This window comes from Shewanella sp. 4t3-1-2LB (genome assembly GCF_017368415.1).
Taxonomy (GTDB): domain Bacteria; phylum Pseudomonadota; class Gammaproteobacteria; order Enterobacterales; family Shewanellaceae; genus Shewanella; species Shewanella fodinae.
The window spans coordinates 1-15,192 of record NZ_JAFNJD010000063.1 but is presented as its reverse complement, the minus strand read 5'-3'; the positions used below and the strand labels follow the sequence as shown (position 1 = coordinate 15,192).

The window sequence follows — 15,192 nt, the reverse complement described above, 5'->3', positions numbered from 1 at the left end:
ACTTGTTGCAGCAACACCCATTAAAGGTGAGTAAGCCGAGTAAGATGCGCAAAGCGGCGTGGAATGGGGACTTTAGATCTGAACTTTTCTTTGGTTAACACATTTAACAAAGCTTAATCCCGCCCTGACACCACTACCGACCACAGAAAAATAGGCTGAAGCCAAGCTGGCTATTCCTAACAAGGTCAGAAAAATATTGAATATTGCTAATACCCAAGGGGAGATATGTGAAAAATTTCTGTTTTCAATGGGGCCTCCGGGGATCAACATTGCCAGTAATCCGGTTGAGAGTAACAGCAGACCCGCTACTGCATAATTCAGGTAATTTTCCATGGAGCATTCTCCTGCTAAATAGCAGCGCATTGGGCAATGACCCATCCCCTTAAACACCAACGGGACAACAAGCACTTTAGAATGACGCGTCTCTATTCCGATGTTTTAAAGGCGCTTACTGCTGCAATGATACAATATGTAAGTTGAAGCCGTTCCATAATACACTAAATTTCCTACATATTTTGTACAAAAATTCGCAAAATGTGCAGTGTCACTGTGCTGGTTTCACGCCCTTCCATAACTACGGCAACAATTACATTAGTTTGAATCGACCCCCCAGAGCATTGAGTCAACACGCATCAAGATCGGCTTCCAACGCTATGATGGTACGAAATAGCTCGAACGGGAACCGGTTCTCCCCCACGAGGTGCGATAGCGTCATTGCAAATTAACACTGAGTTGGCGGGAAGCCAGACATTTTAGAGCGCCAAACTACCGTAAAAGTTATCGTCAGCAGCAGCGACAGCGTAGGTGGAAACACCTCGGCGCTGAAACTATCCAGCAATAGGCCACCAACTATGCCGCCCCCCGCAATCGCAAGATTCCAGGCGGTGACCAACATTGATTGTGCCACATCGGCAGCCTCTCCAGCAGCTCTGGCGATGGCAGTCTGAAATAAGGTGGCAGCACCACCAAAAGCAAGTCCCCACGCTGCCATCGCCATATAAACCACGGTTGCAACATCGCCCGCAATTCCCAGCACCAGTGCAACTAGGCCAAACAACGCAGTACTAGCCAGCGTCAACATACGCAAGTGTCTATCGATCAACACTCCAATGCTCCAGATCCCCAACAACGAAGCGATACCGAATACTAATAGCACCAGATCTGTCTGCGCGGGCATGTCCACGGCGATAAGGAACAGCGCGATATAGGTGTAAAGGATGTTGTGCGCTAGCACGAAGGTGAGCACCACGAACAGCACCGGCCGCACACCGGCGATGGTGAACACGCGGGCCAGAGACAATCGCTTACCGATAGGCAACCCGGCAAAATCCGGCACCTTTAGGCGAATCCACAACATAAGCAGTAGTGCAGATAGGCTCATGAGGCCAAAACACATTTGCCAGCCAAGCAGATTGCCCAACAATGTCCCGGCCGGCACGCCAAGTGAAAGCGCTAAAGGTGTACCAACCATGGCGATGGCAATGGCTCGACCTTTTTGATGCTCTGCCACCATGTGTGCAGCGTAACCCGCCAATAGTGCCCACACTAACCCGGCTGATACCCCGGCCAGAAAACGGGCAACCATGGTCAGGATATAACTGCCGGATAAAGCAGTAACAGTATTGGCAACCACAAAGCCCGCAATGGCTGATAACAGTAATGGACGACGGCGCATGCTTTGTGTCGCCGCCGTCAGCGGGATTGCCGCTATCAGTGAGCCGATAGCATAGAGGGTAACGGTTTGTCCAGCCAATGCTTCGGATACCGCCAAACTGCGCGCCATCTGTGGCAATAATCCTGCAGGCAGGGCTTCGGTCAGAATAGTGATGAAAGCTGCGGTAGCCAACGCCAACAACGAAGCAATGGGCAGGCGATCTGAACTGCGGCTCATTTTGTTTCCTCAAGCGCCTGGTACACAGCATCACGCAGTTCTGTGACGAAGCGACCTGACATCCCTTCGTACAGAGTGTTAGTGAAAGCCACCACACTCAAGCCCCTTACACCGTCCACAAACCAAGCGTGACCATAGGCCCCACCCCAGCGCCAGGTTCCCGGAGATTCTGGCGACCCGGCAAGGCATGGATCGCGCAGCACGGAAAAGCCGAGGCCAAAACCAAAACCGGGAGCATTAGGCAGTTCCAGCCCACCAGTCTGGTCGCGGCCCATCTCCCCGATCAAAGCGTCTGGCACCAATGCGCAGCCGCCCTGGCGTAGCGTTTCGAGTAGGTGAAGAAAATTTAACGCCGTGCCAGCCATGCCAGCACCACCGGAAGGGAATGCCTCGGCATCGAAGATCCGCGCCGGGCTGTAAGTGATACCAACAGCCCCCTCGAAAGGCGAAACCGTTTCTCCCTCATGCAACCGGTGTGGTTGTGGGGTGTCGTTAACATAAGCCGTGGCTACACGCCGAGGGTCGTCCACCACGAAGCCTGTGTCAGCCATGCCCAGAGGAGCAGTGACTAATTGATGTACCGCCTGCGCCAGTGGTGTACCATGGACGCGCGCGATCAATGCCCCTAACACATCTATCGCTAGCGAGTAGCCCCAGGCGGTGCCCGGTTGGTACAACAATGGCACGCTGGCGAGGCGACGTAAGTTTTCATCGAGAGTAATGCCAGATGCGTCCATCCCATCAGACACGCCCGCTTGTGCATAAAGTCCATGTCCATCCGTTTCGAAGAAACGATAACCCAAACCCGCCGTGTGGCTGAGCAACTGCCGCACCGAGATCTGTACTTCTGTTCCATCAGCCAGCCGCGGTTGAAATTCAGGCAACCAGTGAGAGATATTGCCATCTAGACTGAGTCGTCCTTGGGCCACCAGTACCAACGTGGCAACTGCGATTATGGGTTTACTCACCGATGCCAGTCGGAAAATTGTATTCAGCGTCATTGGGCATGCCAGCTCACGATCCGCCCAACCAGCAGCTTGCTGGTAAATTAACTCGCCGCGATGCGCCACTAATACAACGGTGCCGACCAGTCGCTGTTCATCCAGCGTCTGCTGCACCACCTTTGGGATATGGCGAGAAAAGGGCGTGGATGGTACATCAGCCTGTATGGATGATATTGTGGTTGTCACAGAAAACTCCTCGGTTTCGATGGTTGAATTGACTAGGCTGAAACGATAGAGAACTTGTGACTCAAGAAAAAGATGGCTACAGTTCTTTTATATACGGATAAAAATGTCCGCAATAAGGGATGATATGGACAGCTTGAACGGCTTTATTGTGTTTGTGCAGGTCGCAGAAACTCGCAGCTTTGTCGCGGCAGGACGGCAGCTCGGGGTATCGGCATCGGCCATCGGCAAAAGTGTGGCGCGACTGGAAGATAAGCTAGGGGTACGTCTATTTCATCGCAGCACCCGCAGCATTGCGCTCACGGCCGAAGGGACGCTGTTTCTGGAACGCTGTCGTCGCATTCTGGCAGAGATAGAGGCTGCACAGCAGGAACTGTCACAGGCCAGCGGTACTCCACGCGGGCGTCTGCGTGTCAGCCTGCCGTTAGTCAGCTCATTGGTGCTACCGGTGTTGGGTGAGTTTATGCTGGCCTATCCTGAGATCGAACTCGATCTGGATTTTACTGATCAAGTTGTTGACGTAATTGAAGAAGGCTTCGATGCCGTTGTGCGCGAGGGCGAACCCAGCGACTCCCGCCTCACCGCTCGTCGACTGGGGGCATTCCATTCGCTGCTGGTCGCTTCTCCAGAATACTTAGCACAACATGGTACTCCAAAGGTCCCCGTCGACCTGCTGCAACACCGTTGTCTACATTATCGCTTCCCTCACAGCGGTAAATTGGAACCGTGGGCTTTGCGATTAGCGCCTGAAGAATCACCACTACCACTGCCCACTGCGATGATCTGCAACAACATTGAAACGCGCCTGTGCTTTGCATTGCAGGGGCTGGGCATTGCTTATTTGCCGGATTTTGCTATCCGCGAGCCGTTAGCCGATGGCCGGTTGCAGTCTGTTCTGTCCGACTATGTGGAACGAACCGGCATCTTTCATGTGCTTTGGCCCGCGAGTAAACATCCGTCGCCAAAGGTGCGAGCATTAGTGGATTTCCTTTGCGAACGAGTGTTTCCGGCACCGTTGTCCCACAACATTGAATAATTATTTGGATGGCGCAAACAATGGTCGCCAACTGCCGCCATAGTTTTCATCTTCGGTGCCGATGCTCATATAACTGTTGGGAACGTTGGCAGCAGGCCCCGCCAGTGACTCCACTTTGAAGCCATCCACGATCCATTGGGCTTTAGAGTGGCGCACAGCAGTGACTTTTAACTGTTCAGCTGGTCCTGAAACCGTTGCAGCCTGATAAATAACCGATCTAAAAGGTCCTTGGTCGCCACCATCTTCAGTTGCCACGGCCCAAATCACGCCTTGTTTATCCAGATACAGGTCTGAAATCGTGCGTTTTTTATTGGTGTCAGTTTTCGGAGCCGTGATTTCAACAGGATGGTCAGCATATTGCTGCCACGATAATTGACCCGCCGCAGTGTCAAGGCCCCCCAGACGCAAATAACCCCGTTTATAGCGTTTATTGCCTCCGCGTTCACCTAATACCACCAGCACGGAATCCCCCTGGGCGATACAGGCCATGCCTTCGAAATTGTCACCATGAATACCTTTGCCACCCGCCACAATTTTGGGCACATGGTAGACCTGCTTAACTATGGCTACATCGCTGCTGACAGCCACCTGAAATATCCGGCCAAATTTGCCGTCCCAATAACCAGATTCCGCCAGCAAGTATTCATTCGTCTGCCCGGGTAAATGACAGACAGATTCCAGATCGCTTGATTGACCATCTTGGTCTTTCCAGTCTGAAATCGTTAGCGGCGTATAGTTTAATATACCGTCAGGTTTTACCTGTAGCACCCCGAGGCGACTGCCTGGCTCATCCACTTTCTTATCCTGCACCACCAAGTAGGAATTAGCATCCATCTGCGCCATACCACTAAAGCCAAGTTCCACGGCGGTGGCAATCTTGGTACTTCCCAGCAGCACAACTGCTAATAGCATCCTGTTCAATGAAATTACCTCTATACACTTATATCAGTACGGTTGTTATTGCCTATCGCTAGGTATCAGCCCTAGACAATAAAAATCCGGATGTATTGAACACCCGGATTTTTAAAACTCGCCCAGAATAACTCAGATTTTCGCTGGATAAATCGGCTGAATATCAACAGGAACATCGCCTAAGCTAGCATTAACAGCACGTACACCGTCATCAATATGACCATACTTTGCCAGAAAAGCTTTGGCCGCGTTGTAATCACCGTCACCTTGTACCACAACCACGTCATGTACTAGGCTGGTTATCGCCTGTTCCAATTTGGCAAAATCAATCTTGTACAAACCATCAGCCTGACGGGTCAACGCACCTTTATCCACATAGTAACTGTACTGGAACGCCGCGCCGATACCGTGGGCTTCATGCACACCAAAACGCATAGAACGGAACAAGCCAGCAGCATACGTGGCTAACAGATTGTTCTTTTCCGCGACTGGCAGCTCACCTTTTTGCATTAGGAACAAAATATTATAAGCGCCCATCACGTCAGCTTTGCCTTCTTCAATACCGGAGTAAAGTTCCTGCAACTCGGCGGCAACCGTGGTGGCTTTGCCATTTTTTACGATGGAACCTGGGCCTAAAGAGTGAGACATTTCATGGAACAGCGTCTCATAACCGAAGTACTTTTGATCCAGCAGTTGCGCCTGTTCCGGCACCAGAATATGTGCAGCCATCGGCTTCATAATACGTTCAAACTTGGCTGCCATCACATTGTTCAACAGGACTTTCTTGGCACCTTTGGCTTCACGGACTTTTTCATCATTTGGTAGGTTGAAGGCGATAGTCTGCACACCTGGTACATTGTCACCACCGCCCTGGATCTGGTCCGCAACGGCAATTGGGGATGCAAAGCCACGTTTAAAATTCTTGTAGCTGTCAGGCACTGGCAGATTAGCTTCCATGTCGCGCAGATATTTCTTGAAGCGATCCAGCTTGGCAGAGGCTTCTGGGTCCTTAATGGTAACAAAAGCTTCAAAGGCGGTCTTATAACCGAACAGACCATCGGTATAGGTTTCATAAGGGCCGATGGCGACCTCGATTGGTGTGTCCTTGAGATCCATCCAGGCGATTTCAGAGGCAAAATAGTTGTCGGTACGGAAAGCATGTGCCCGTAATACCAGGAATTTTTTAAGACTAGGGTTATGGGTGATCAGCGCCGCATCTTCTAGCAACTTGGCGGCGGGCTCCAGCCATTGCCGATAATATTCAGAATAAGGAATGGCGACTAGCTTGTCTCCTTGACGACGGATGACCGTATAAAGGCTGGTAAAGGCGGCTTTATCTTCTGGATGTTTGGCGATCCAAGCGTTAAATTCCGCTTTGGTGAGATCTTCTGGATAAAACCCAGAGCCCAACGCATTGGTTTTGCCGCCAAAAAATGGATGCCCCGCGGCTAAGCTATCCCAAGGGCCAAAATGCTCATCAAACATGTTCAGCACTAAGGCTTTATCTTTGAGATTGCTGGAAGCAATCTGTTCGCGGATCTGCGGGTTATGTTCGTTTACCTGCCGCAGATAAATCTCGCTCATTAGTTTGGCGGCCTGGATCAGCTTGTTGACCACCTGTTTTTGCTCATCACTGAGAAAAGCGGTATTGGCGGTCATTTGCACCGGTACAATTTTATCGCGCTGTTGCTGCAGATTATAAATTTGCGGTTGCTCTGCAGTGGCGGCAGCCAGTGCCGGGAGTGCCAACAAACTGGTAAGCGCCAAGGCGATCAGGGACTTCTTCATGAATAACTTCCTCTCATACCTGTCGGTGACGTCTATCACCGACAACTGTCAAAAGTGACAGCACATTTATAGTTATGAATTGTCAGCAGCCATTGCCAACATTACTGCAACAGCAACTGCGTGCAGCAAGGGCTTCATTATTGAAAAAGCACAGACGACTGTCCAGTTTGGAAGATTAATGACGAGGCAAGAAAGTAACAACAGGATAGATAAAACACTGCCGGGAAAGCAGCGTTCTAGGCTATGACCTTATGCAGCAATAGTGAATAATTATTAATTAGTGATAAAACCATTTACTGAGCACTTTTTCAACTGGTGGTTTTAGGACGCCAGCGAGTAAATTATCCTCCGAGCGCAGTCTGCCAGTATTCGAATATGTCTCTTTGGTGCCTGAGCGGACGTTACTAACGCAACGGTGAGTAAAAATGCGGGGAAAAGGTCAGGACAGCATTTATAGCAGCCATGCATGCTAAGCATGTCATCTTTCGCTTTTATTTCATATATTACTGATTTTCCATGTGTCCGGAATGCGATATGAAAGCCGCCCACAGTAGCGTCCGGCTTGCCGGATCTGGTGCCATTTCCGCAGAAAGGTATTTTAACGGGTCCTGAAGGTATCCAGATAGGCGTTACACATGATGGTGAGCTGCCGGAGCACGCTTTCGGTGTGTGGTGGAGCCAGATTCTGCTCAAAAACATTACGCACGGTGCCAAATATAACAGTAATAAGCGTCAAGTTGACGCTGCTGACATCCTGAAACGTCATGTCACTGGCGCTCTCAAACATCACCATCGTCGCACGGTTTACCCGGCTGGCAAACGTGTCAATCAGCGGCTGGTTATCCAGTTCTGCCACCGAGCTATAGAGCGCTTTTGTCACTTCAATGCGCTCTGTTTTGGCCTGCCAGTAGGTTGTGATTGATGCCTCGGTCATGGCGCTAACCGTCGCGCCACGATGGTTCCGACAGGTGATTTCAATCCTGTCGGCAAGCGCTGCTAAATAACGTTCATTCAGGGCATAAACCAGAGATTCTTTGTGGGGAAAGTACTGGTACATCGTTCCTACGGACACGCCTGCCCGCTCGGCGACGCGAGTGGTGGTGAGACGATGTATGCCGTCCGCTACCAGAAGCTGAATGGTGGCTTCAAAAATAGCGTCCATCGTCACTGTTGCACGGGTCTGACGCGGCGTTCTGCGGGGCTTCAGGGAGGTGTGGCTGGAGATGGCCAAAAGCGAATTCCAATGCTGAAGATACTTCATATATTAACTCTTCACTGCATACGGAGGAAATATTGGATGAATGAGCAACGCATCGCTCTGGTTACCGGAGCTAATAAAGGCATTGGTTTTGAAATTGCGCGTCAGTTGGCGCAGGCAGGCGTGGTTGTCATCATGGGAGCTCGAGACTTTGGACGCGGTAACGCGGCTGCAGAAGTGCTGAAGACGCAAGGCTTGCCCGTGCAACACTGTGAACTCGATATCACCCGGCATGACAGTATTGCCGCTGCGGTTTCATCAATTAAAGCTGAATTTGGCAGGCTGGATATTCTGGTTAACAACGCCGGTGTATTTGATCATGCTGATGGTCCTCCGGGTAAGGCTGCCATCGAGGCAGTCCGTTATGTGATGGAAACGAATTTTATCTCGACCCTGGCAGTCACCCAGGCAATGCTACCGCTGCTACGGGCCGCACCTGTTGCCCGGATAGTCAACGTGTCGAGCTCTTTAGGTTCGCTTACGCTTAACGGTGACCCGACCTCCACATATTATTCCTCACAATTTATTGGCTACAATGCCTCCAAGGCCGCTCTGAACATGCTTACTGTTCAACTGAGCGAAGAGTTGAGGGACACAGGTATAAAAATAAATTCTGTCAGTCCTGGATTTGTAAAAACGGACCTTACGGGCTATGGCACAATGACGCCAGCAGAGGGGGCGCGGCTGCCGGTTAAATATGCCCTGGAAGGGGATGAATCCGGTGCGTTTATAGAGCCTGACGGCAAAACCCCTGGTAAATTGCGAGCCGGCAATATCGCAGTACTCTGTTTTCCGGCTCACCTGTCGAGCTTTCCTGGAGAGGATGTTTTTCTCATTTATAGTTATGAATTGTCAGCAGCCATTCGTGCAGCAAGGGCTTCATTATTGAAAAAACACAGACGACTGTCCGGTTTGAAAAATTAGTGACGAGGCAAGAAAGTAACAGCAGGATAGAAAAAACTGCCGATACCCGAGCACCGGATATCGGCAGTCTCACCGCCGGGAAAGCAGCGACCTAGGCCACAAGTGCCTGAGCTACCACCTCCATTTCCCGACTGTGATCTGTAGGATTTAAATGGCGACTTTAGCGTGTTTTTAGCCGCACGTCCTTGATTTCTATAGTACCACTGCCTTTGTGTTGAAAGCCAATAAAGCCTTGGCTCAATTGTTTGTCTTTCAGGATCGCGGTCACATTCCCATTGAGTTTTACCTCAATGGTGTCCCCCTGCAGCGTCAACTGATAATGATTCCACTTACCCACTGTGTCCTGAGTCGCTGTGACGGGCTGACGTTGTACGATAGCACCCGTGCGAAATTGAGCATTTTTGCTTTTATCCCAAATATTGGCTTCATAGCAGCTGTCGGCCTTAATCCGCTGTTCATCCTGACAGCGCATATACACCCCGGCGTTAATGTCATCACTGGGCTTGAAATCCAAATCCAGCACAAAATCACCGTAAGCCTTTTGGGTGATAAGGTAACTTTCACCTTTGCCACTGCTAATCAGTACACCGTCTTTTTCTGTCCAAGAAGAACCCGGCGTCACATCAACAAATTTCAGATCGGTCATGCCTGTTTCAGGAGCCATCTTAAAAAGATGGCCGGGCTCAAGTGCACTCGCTCCGGCCATTAATCCCAAACCAAGCATCAATAAACTTATTTGCAGTTTCATTACACACTCCCAACGGGCACCACTGTGGCAATGCCCGGAAAGTTATTCGTGGATAACCATATTAGTAATGGCAAGTTTTGCAGTCGCGTTCAGCAGTTTTCCCGTCATGACAAGCCCAGCAGTATTTGCCACTACTATGATCTTTCAGGGTAAAGCTGTAACGGATAGGCTCAAATAATGCCTCACCATCTTTGGTACTGTGACAGTCGTTGCAGGTGTAAAAGCCTTCCCGTGCGTGAGTTTCATAAGAAAACACCACGGCGCCCTTACCTCCGCCACCATATTGCCTATCTTGTCCGGCCGGGGTTGCCAGCGCTTGTGGCAACACCAGCCCAGAGGCAACCACAGCGGCCAACAGACCTGTATATGCTGTGGTAAATTTCATTACACCTCCTGCGTCAGGATGGCAGGATCGACGTTATTTACGTCAGCTACGCCTGTCAGCACCATGCTGGAGACCAGTTCGGTGTGGAAACGGTTGAATAGCATTTCAACCCCTTTTACGCCGCCGCCAAGGCTGGCGCGTAACATCGGACGTCCCACCAGCACTGCCTGAGCGCCACAAGCCAGCGCTTTAAGCACATCGCCGCCGTCACGCACGCCACCATCCACCAGAATGGGCATCTTATAACCACGGTCACGGACGGCTTTTACAATGGCTGGCAGTACATGCATGCTGGCCGGAGTGGAACTGAGAACACGGCCACCATGGTTGGAAACAATGATCGCGCCGCAACCTGCTTCGGCACACATCAGCGCTTCATCAACCGTCATGATACCTTTGGCAACAAAGGGGATTTTGGCGTAATTAACGATTTCCTTTAGCTTTTTCAGATCCTTGGGCTCCACAGTTTTACCGGGTAATGCCCGGGCTGCACGTCCCGCGGAGTCAATATCAATAGCGAAGAAAGGTGCCCCCGCCTGCTGCACAATATCCAGACGTTCAAAGATCTCCTGTTGGGTACGCGGTTTAATCTGTGCCACGGCACGGCCTTTGAACTCACTCACCACTGTCATGCGGCGTTTGTAAGTTTCCAGTGGATCACCGATACCGTCAGCTGCCCAGCCGAGGCAGCCAGCGTTGGCGGCGCCTTCAATAATGCCACGGGCGTATTTCTCTTCGGTCATCAGTTCGCCGTCAAACGCCAGCTTATTGGCCGCGCCCATGTTGTATGTCAGACCACCAGTGATACCAGTAAGAACTGGCATTGCCAGTTTTACACCAAGCAGGTTAATTTCGGTTTTCGGGTGAGAAATGTTGTGCACGGTACGCATGTTCAAACTCATGCCTTCGAATGCTTCAATATTGCGCACAAAGCTCTGGCGTTTACCGCCCATACCCGGAACGGATTCACCACAAGGCCCTTTACCATTACAGCGGCCGGCGCCCGCGATATCACAGGCAGCACAGGTATCCATGATCTTACGGGCATTACTGAGGACATCTTTGAGGTTTTTGGGTTCTTTAACATAACCGGCAACAGCTTTGGGGGCTTCCGCCGTAGCAGCGGCAGCCACTGCAATACCCTCTGCTGCATGGGCGGGAGAGGTTGCAGAAATGGCCAACGTACCAGCGGCAGCAGCCAGTGCTGCACCTTTAGTCAGAAACTCGCGACGATCCGCATTCAGCGCTTTGTTATTCATGTTTTGGTTCCTATGGTTGCTTATTAGCTCACGGCAGCCAATCTACCCCAGCGAACATTTTTCAGCGCAATAACAAAATGCAAAATCCGGCCAAAGATCCACTGTCTGGCAAAACTTTGATTCCCGCACATTGCTTTATGCATTTTTGCATAACGCTTTAGAACCAATAACTTAAATACCATTTTTGCAAGGTATATGCACAATTACTGACATTCTGTGAGTTCATTGGCACAACCAAACAAAAAGGCTGCCAATTACGGCTGTTGCCGCTTAAGGTAGCGGGGAGTTAAAAGGTGGAGCCAAGTAATGCGGGTGATGTGTGTAGTATGGCAATGGTTAAAATACCTTGGACTGTGGCTGACCATGGTTTTGCTTAGCGCTGCCGCACAGGCATCGCCACAAATCACCTTAAATGTGCACAGTAATACCCCGCCATTTGAGTGGCAAAATGAAAATGGTGAAGAAAGCGGCTTTAACGTTGAGCTGGCGCGTTATATTGCTCAACAACTGCATTACTCACTTAAAGTGAAACGACAAACGCTGAAGCAATCTTTACATTCAGTGACCAACGACCGCTGGCAGTTGGCCGTGATTGCGGTACCCGCCGGACGTCAGCTCGATATCAATACAGCATTGCCACTACTTCCCACCTATGTCAGTGCCTACAACCGGCGTGGTGAAGGCGATGCCGATACCTGGGAAGCCCTTAAAGGTAAAAGGGTTGCCATCAAACAGGCGTCGTCGGTAGCCATGTACCTGCTACAGTCGCCACAGGATTTCATCATGGTGCCAGTCGTGACCAATGAGCAAGGGTTTGCATTGCTAACCGCGGGTAAAGTGGACTATGTGGTGTCCGAGTTCTATTGCTCACGACGCATGCTGAGTAAATATCCACTAGCCAAAACTGCTGGCAAGCCGCTGCTTTACAGCCAGTTTTATCTCATCATGTCGAATAAAGACCCCGCCTTTGTCACTGCGGTCAACAATGTGATCAAGCACAGTTATAACAATGGTTACTTTGATGATTTATTGAATAAATGGGTGGGCTTCGGTAAAGAGAAAATTGAACTGGGTCAGGTACGCAGTGACTTTTTTCAGGGAGCACTGCTTACCGCCATCATCTCCAGCATGGGCATGTTGATTACGCTGTATATCAGCTTGGTGCTGCGGCAAAAAACCAAATCGCTGAAACAAGAACTGGTGAATCGCCGTAAGGCAGAAGCAGAGATAAAACGGGTGTCAGCACAATTTCATTCAGTGCTGGATGGTTTGCCCCACGGCGTGTGCCTGCTGGCACGGGACCAGCACTTGATTTGGCACAATGGTAAATATCCCTGGGTGTTACAACCGCAACAACTGGTTCAAGCACAACCGGCGCTGGAACTGGCGCAGTTGGTGACCGCCACTTTTACTGGCGAGGACTCGCAAAATTGCGAGTTTACCCTCGACAATAAACGTTGGAAGCTGCAACTGCACCGTATTTCGGAGGAAATGCTGGTGCTGTTTATCGAAGACTGTACCGAGCAATACGAGCTGAAACAGACTACCGAGCTGTCTGCCCGCTTAGCGTCTTTGGGTGAACTATCGGCAGGAATTGCCCATGAGATTAATAATCCGGTGGGACTTATCACTCAGTCGGTGACCCTGATGCGCGATCTGCTGGAAGATCTGCGACTGAGCAGTGCCGATGGTAATTCATCAACAACCGCGTTTAACACACTGATTGCCGAACTGGATTACAGTTGCGAGTCGGTGGACGATGCCGCGGCCCGTATCGGCCGTATTGTGCGCGATCTTAAAAATTTCGCCCAGCCTGGATTGGAGATGCACCCTAAAGCCGTCAGCATCAACAAAGTGGTGGAAACAGCGCTACGGCTGACCCATAACAACGTCAAACGGCTGCAATTAACGCTACAACTGGATGATTCACTGCCCAAGGTTGAAGGTGACGAACTGCAACTACAACTCGTGTTAGTCAACCTGATCCAAAATGCCTGCCTGGCGATGGACAAAGCCGAACCACAGTTGCAGATCTGTACCGGTGTTGAAAATGGCAGTATCTATGTCACGGTGGCTGATAACGGTTGCGGTATGGATCCACAAACATTGGCGCGCATCCGTGAACCCTTCTTCACCACCCGGCGCAGTCAGGGCGGCACCGGTCTGGGGCTATCTACCAGCAACAAGATCCTCGCCGAGCATCAAGCACAGTGGCAAATCCGTTCCCGTCCGGGAACGGGCACCGAAATGAAATTGTTGTTCAGGAGTATTGGATGAAACTGTGTCGTAATATTCTGGTCATCGATGACGAAACCCGTTGGCTGCGTACCATCGCCATGGTGCTCAATCGCCATATTCCCGAGGCTCAGACGCATACCTGTGAAAACAGCCGTCAGGCACTGCAACTGATCCGTGATCTGGATATTGCACTGGTGCTACTGGATCTGAATATGCCCTACCTGGACGGCCGCCAGCTACTGCGTGACATCCGCGAACACACGCCCTATGTCAGAGTGATTGTGGTGACCGGACTCAATGAAACCGAAGTTGCAGTGGAGTGTATGAAGCAAGGCGCCTATGACTTTATTGCCAAAACCAGCTCTACTGAGCAACTGTTGTTGTGTGTACGTCGTGCCATGGAGGTGATTACACTGGAGCGCAGTTATCACCGTATCAAGGATGGTTTTTTTAATCGTCGCAGCCTCAGCGCTTTTAGCGACATACTGACGACCGATGTCAAAATGCACGATTGCTTCACTTATGCGGCAACGCTGGGTGACAGCAATGACCCTATCCTGCTGGAGGGTGAAAGTGGAACGGGCAAACGTCTGTTCTGCCAAGCACTGCAACAACTGTTTTGTCCAGAAATGCCGCTGCTGGAACTGTCGTTGGCGGAGTTAACACTGACCCAACTGGAGCAGCGGCTGTTTGGCGACAGCGAACACCCCGGACTGTTACAGGCATGCGGCAACGGCATGTTATTACTGACACAATTGGAGGACGCATCACCTCAAATCCAAAGTGTTATCACCCGTTTGTGCCAACTGAAACGTTATTTTCCGCGCGGCTCGCTACGAGAGAAATCGCTAGCCTGTCGTCTGCTACTTAGCAGCCATCTGTCGCTGGAGCAATTGGAACAACAAGGATTTTCTCAGGGGTTGGTCTACACCCTACGCCCCCAGCGGATAAAACTGCCACCGCTACGAGAACGTCAGGCAGATATCGGTTTACTATTACAGCACTTTACCGAACAGGCCTGTCAGGCGCAGGGGCGAGATTATCTGGCGTTACCGCATGAACTGGCACAGCGTTTAGAACGCTATCTGTTCCCGGGCAATATCAGTGAGCTGAAATCCTTGGTATACAGTGCTGTCAATGTCAGCAGTGGTAGCGAACTGGCGATGGCACCATTTTTTCAGGTATTAGAACAACCCGCACAGTCGCCGCTAATACAACGCCTGACATTTCCAGAAAATCTGCCCACCATCGGCGAAGCCACACAACAACTGATCCATGAGGCGCTAATACGCACCAATAACAATCAGAGTGCTGCCGCTAAACTGTTGGGGATCACCCAAAGCGCCCTCAGCCGCCGATTGAGTAAATCCACCTAATAAAGCACAACTATCGCCTTTTAATTAATGCTATATTATCAACCACTAAATAAACATGTGTCACAAAAGTTACCAAAAACATTAAATCACAAGATAATTTGGATAACACGCACATTTACCCGTTAATGGCACAGTTAATATTAAACTCACCCTAGTAACAAAAAATAATATAAGTATATGTAATTAATAA

The 15,192-nt window shown here is 50.5% G+C and carries 13 protein-coding genes; 4 read left to right on the top strand and 9 right to left on the bottom strand.

Annotated features, from left to right (window positions below; translation table 11 throughout):
- Window positions 1–72: 72 nt before the first annotated feature.
- From J3L11_RS17630 to J3L11_RS17620, 3 genes are all read right to left on the bottom strand, one after another.
- Window positions 73–333 carry a hypothetical protein gene (locus tag J3L11_RS17630; RefSeq protein ID WP_207571818.1) on the bottom strand — a complete coding sequence of 87 codons (261 nt, stop codon included), beginning with the start codon at window positions 331–333 and terminating at the stop codon, window positions 73–75.
- Between the two features lie 388 nt (window positions 334–721).
- Window positions 722–1,891, bottom strand: a complete 1,170-nt coding sequence (locus J3L11_RS17625) for an MFS transporter (RefSeq protein ID WP_207571817.1) — start codon at window positions 1,889–1,891, stop codon at window positions 722–724.
- Entirely contained in the window at window positions 1,888–3,081 is a 1,194-nt protein-coding gene (locus J3L11_RS17620) for a serine hydrolase domain-containing protein (RefSeq protein ID WP_207571816.1), read from the bottom strand. Before J3L11_RS17620 ends, J3L11_RS17625 begins: the two co-directional genes overlap by 4 nt.
- A 124-nt stretch (window positions 3,082–3,205) precedes the next feature.
- Between J3L11_RS17620 and J3L11_RS17615 the strand changes: the two genes are divergently transcribed.
- Window positions 3,206–4,114 (top strand): LysR family transcriptional regulator, encoded by a 909-nt coding sequence (locus J3L11_RS17615; RefSeq protein WP_242695318.1) that lies wholly within the window; start codon window positions 3,206–3,208, stop codon window positions 4,112–4,114.
- Here the strand turns inward: J3L11_RS17615 and J3L11_RS17610 are convergent, their stop codons facing one another.
- The 3 genes from J3L11_RS17610 to J3L11_RS17600 all read right to left on the bottom strand — a co-directional run bounded on the left by J3L11_RS17610 (window position 4,115) and on the right by J3L11_RS17600 (window position 8,075).
- Window positions 4,115–5,026, bottom strand: coding sequence for an esterase-like activity of phytase family protein (locus J3L11_RS17610; protein ID WP_207571815.1), 912 nt, complete (start codon window positions 5,024–5,026; stop codon window positions 4,115–4,117).
- A gap of 132 nt (window positions 5,027–5,158) precedes the next feature.
- Complete coding sequence (locus tag J3L11_RS17605) at window positions 5,159–6,814, bottom strand: hypothetical protein (protein WP_189617895.1); 1,656 nt, start codon at window positions 6,812–6,814, stop codon at window positions 5,159–5,161.
- A gap of 598 nt (window positions 6,815–7,412) precedes the next feature.
- Entirely contained in the window at window positions 7,413–8,075 is a 663-nt protein-coding gene (locus tag J3L11_RS17600) for a TetR/AcrR family transcriptional regulator (RefSeq protein ID WP_207571814.1), read from the bottom strand.
- A 36-nt stretch (window positions 8,076–8,111) separates the two neighbouring features.
- Here J3L11_RS17600 and J3L11_RS17595 point away from each other — a divergent pair, with 36 nt between their 5' ends.
- Window positions 8,112–8,996, top strand: a complete 885-nt coding sequence (locus J3L11_RS17595) for an SDR family oxidoreductase (RefSeq protein WP_207571813.1) — start codon at window positions 8,112–8,114, stop codon at window positions 8,994–8,996.
- Between the two features lie 160 nt (window positions 8,997–9,156).
- Here the strand turns inward: J3L11_RS17595 and J3L11_RS17590 are convergent, their stop codons facing one another.
- The 3 genes from J3L11_RS17590 to J3L11_RS17580 all read right to left on the bottom strand — a co-directional run bounded on the left by J3L11_RS17590 (window position 9,157) and on the right by J3L11_RS17580 (window position 11,388).
- Complete coding sequence (locus J3L11_RS17590) at window positions 9,157–9,744, bottom strand: DUF1080 domain-containing protein (protein ID WP_207571812.1); 588 nt, start codon at window positions 9,742–9,744, stop codon at window positions 9,157–9,159.
- Window positions 9,745–9,805: 61 nt separating this feature from the next.
- The gene (locus tag J3L11_RS17585; protein WP_133038812.1) at window positions 9,806–10,129 is read right to left on the bottom strand and encodes a c(7)-type cytochrome triheme domain-containing protein; all 324 of its coding nucleotides are present in this window, start codon (window positions 10,127–10,129) and stop codon (window positions 9,806–9,808) included.
- Complete coding sequence (locus tag J3L11_RS17580; RefSeq protein ID WP_133038813.1) at window positions 10,129–11,388, bottom strand: alpha-hydroxy-acid oxidizing protein; 1,260 nt, start codon at window positions 11,386–11,388, stop codon at window positions 10,129–10,131. Before J3L11_RS17580 ends, J3L11_RS17585 begins: the two co-directional genes overlap by 1 nt.
- Before the next feature lie 306 nt (window positions 11,389–11,694).
- Between J3L11_RS17580 and J3L11_RS17575 the strand changes: the two genes are divergently transcribed.
- Both J3L11_RS17575 and J3L11_RS17570 read left to right on the top strand, forming a co-directional pair.
- Window positions 11,695–13,665, top strand: a complete 1,971-nt coding sequence (locus J3L11_RS17575; protein ID WP_207571811.1) for a transporter substrate-binding domain-containing protein — start codon at window positions 11,695–11,697, stop codon at window positions 13,663–13,665.
- Complete coding sequence (locus J3L11_RS17570; protein ID WP_189617899.1) at window positions 13,662–15,002, top strand: response regulator; 1,341 nt, start codon at window positions 13,662–13,664, stop codon at window positions 15,000–15,002. The genes J3L11_RS17575 and J3L11_RS17570 overlap by 4 nt, the downstream gene beginning before the upstream one ends.
- Window positions 15,003–15,192 lie beyond the last annotated feature (190 nt).

What these genes read in the sequence shown, in the direction of transcription:
- J3L11_RS17630 (WP_207571818.1), bottom strand. Translation starts at nt 333, where the DNA reads ATGGAAAATTACCTGAATTATGCAGTAGCGGGTCTGCTGTTACTCTCA.
- J3L11_RS17625 (WP_207571817.1), bottom strand. Translation starts at nt 1,891, where the DNA reads ATGAGCCGCAGTTCAGATCGCCTGCCCATTGCTTCGTTGTTGGCGTTG.
- J3L11_RS17615 (WP_242695318.1), top strand. Translation starts at nt 3,206, where the DNA reads ATGGACAGCTTGAACGGCTTTATTGTGTTTGTGCAGGTCGCAGAAACT.
- J3L11_RS17610 (WP_207571815.1), bottom strand. Translation starts at nt 5,026, where the DNA reads ATGCTATTAGCAGTTGTGCTGCTGGGAAGTACCAAGATTGCCACCGCC.
- J3L11_RS17605 (WP_189617895.1), bottom strand. Translation starts at nt 6,814, where the DNA reads ATGAAGAAGTCCCTGATCGCCTTGGCGCTTACCAGTTTGTTGGCACTC.
- J3L11_RS17600 (WP_207571814.1), bottom strand. Translation starts at nt 8,075, where the DNA reads ATGAAGTATCTTCAGCATTGGAATTCGCTTTTGGCCATCTCCAGCCAC.
- J3L11_RS17595 (WP_207571813.1), top strand. Translation starts at nt 8,112, where the DNA reads ATGAATGAGCAACGCATCGCTCTGGTTACCGGAGCTAATAAAGGCATT.
- J3L11_RS17590 (WP_207571812.1), bottom strand. Translation starts at nt 9,744, where the DNA reads ATGAAACTGCAAATAAGTTTATTGATGCTTGGTTTGGGATTAATGGCC.
- J3L11_RS17585 (WP_133038812.1), bottom strand. Translation starts at nt 10,129, where the DNA reads ATGAAATTTACCACAGCATATACAGGTCTGTTGGCCGCTGTGGTTGCC.
- J3L11_RS17580 (WP_133038813.1), bottom strand. Translation starts at nt 11,388, where the DNA reads ATGAATAACAAAGCGCTGAATGCGGATCGTCGCGAGTTTCTGACTAAA.
- J3L11_RS17575 (WP_207571811.1), top strand. Translation starts at nt 11,695, where the DNA reads ATGCGGGTGATGTGTGTAGTATGGCAATGGTTAAAATACCTTGGACTG.
- J3L11_RS17570 (WP_189617899.1), top strand. Translation starts at nt 13,662, where the DNA reads ATGAAACTGTGTCGTAATATTCTGGTCATCGATGACGAAACCCGTTGG.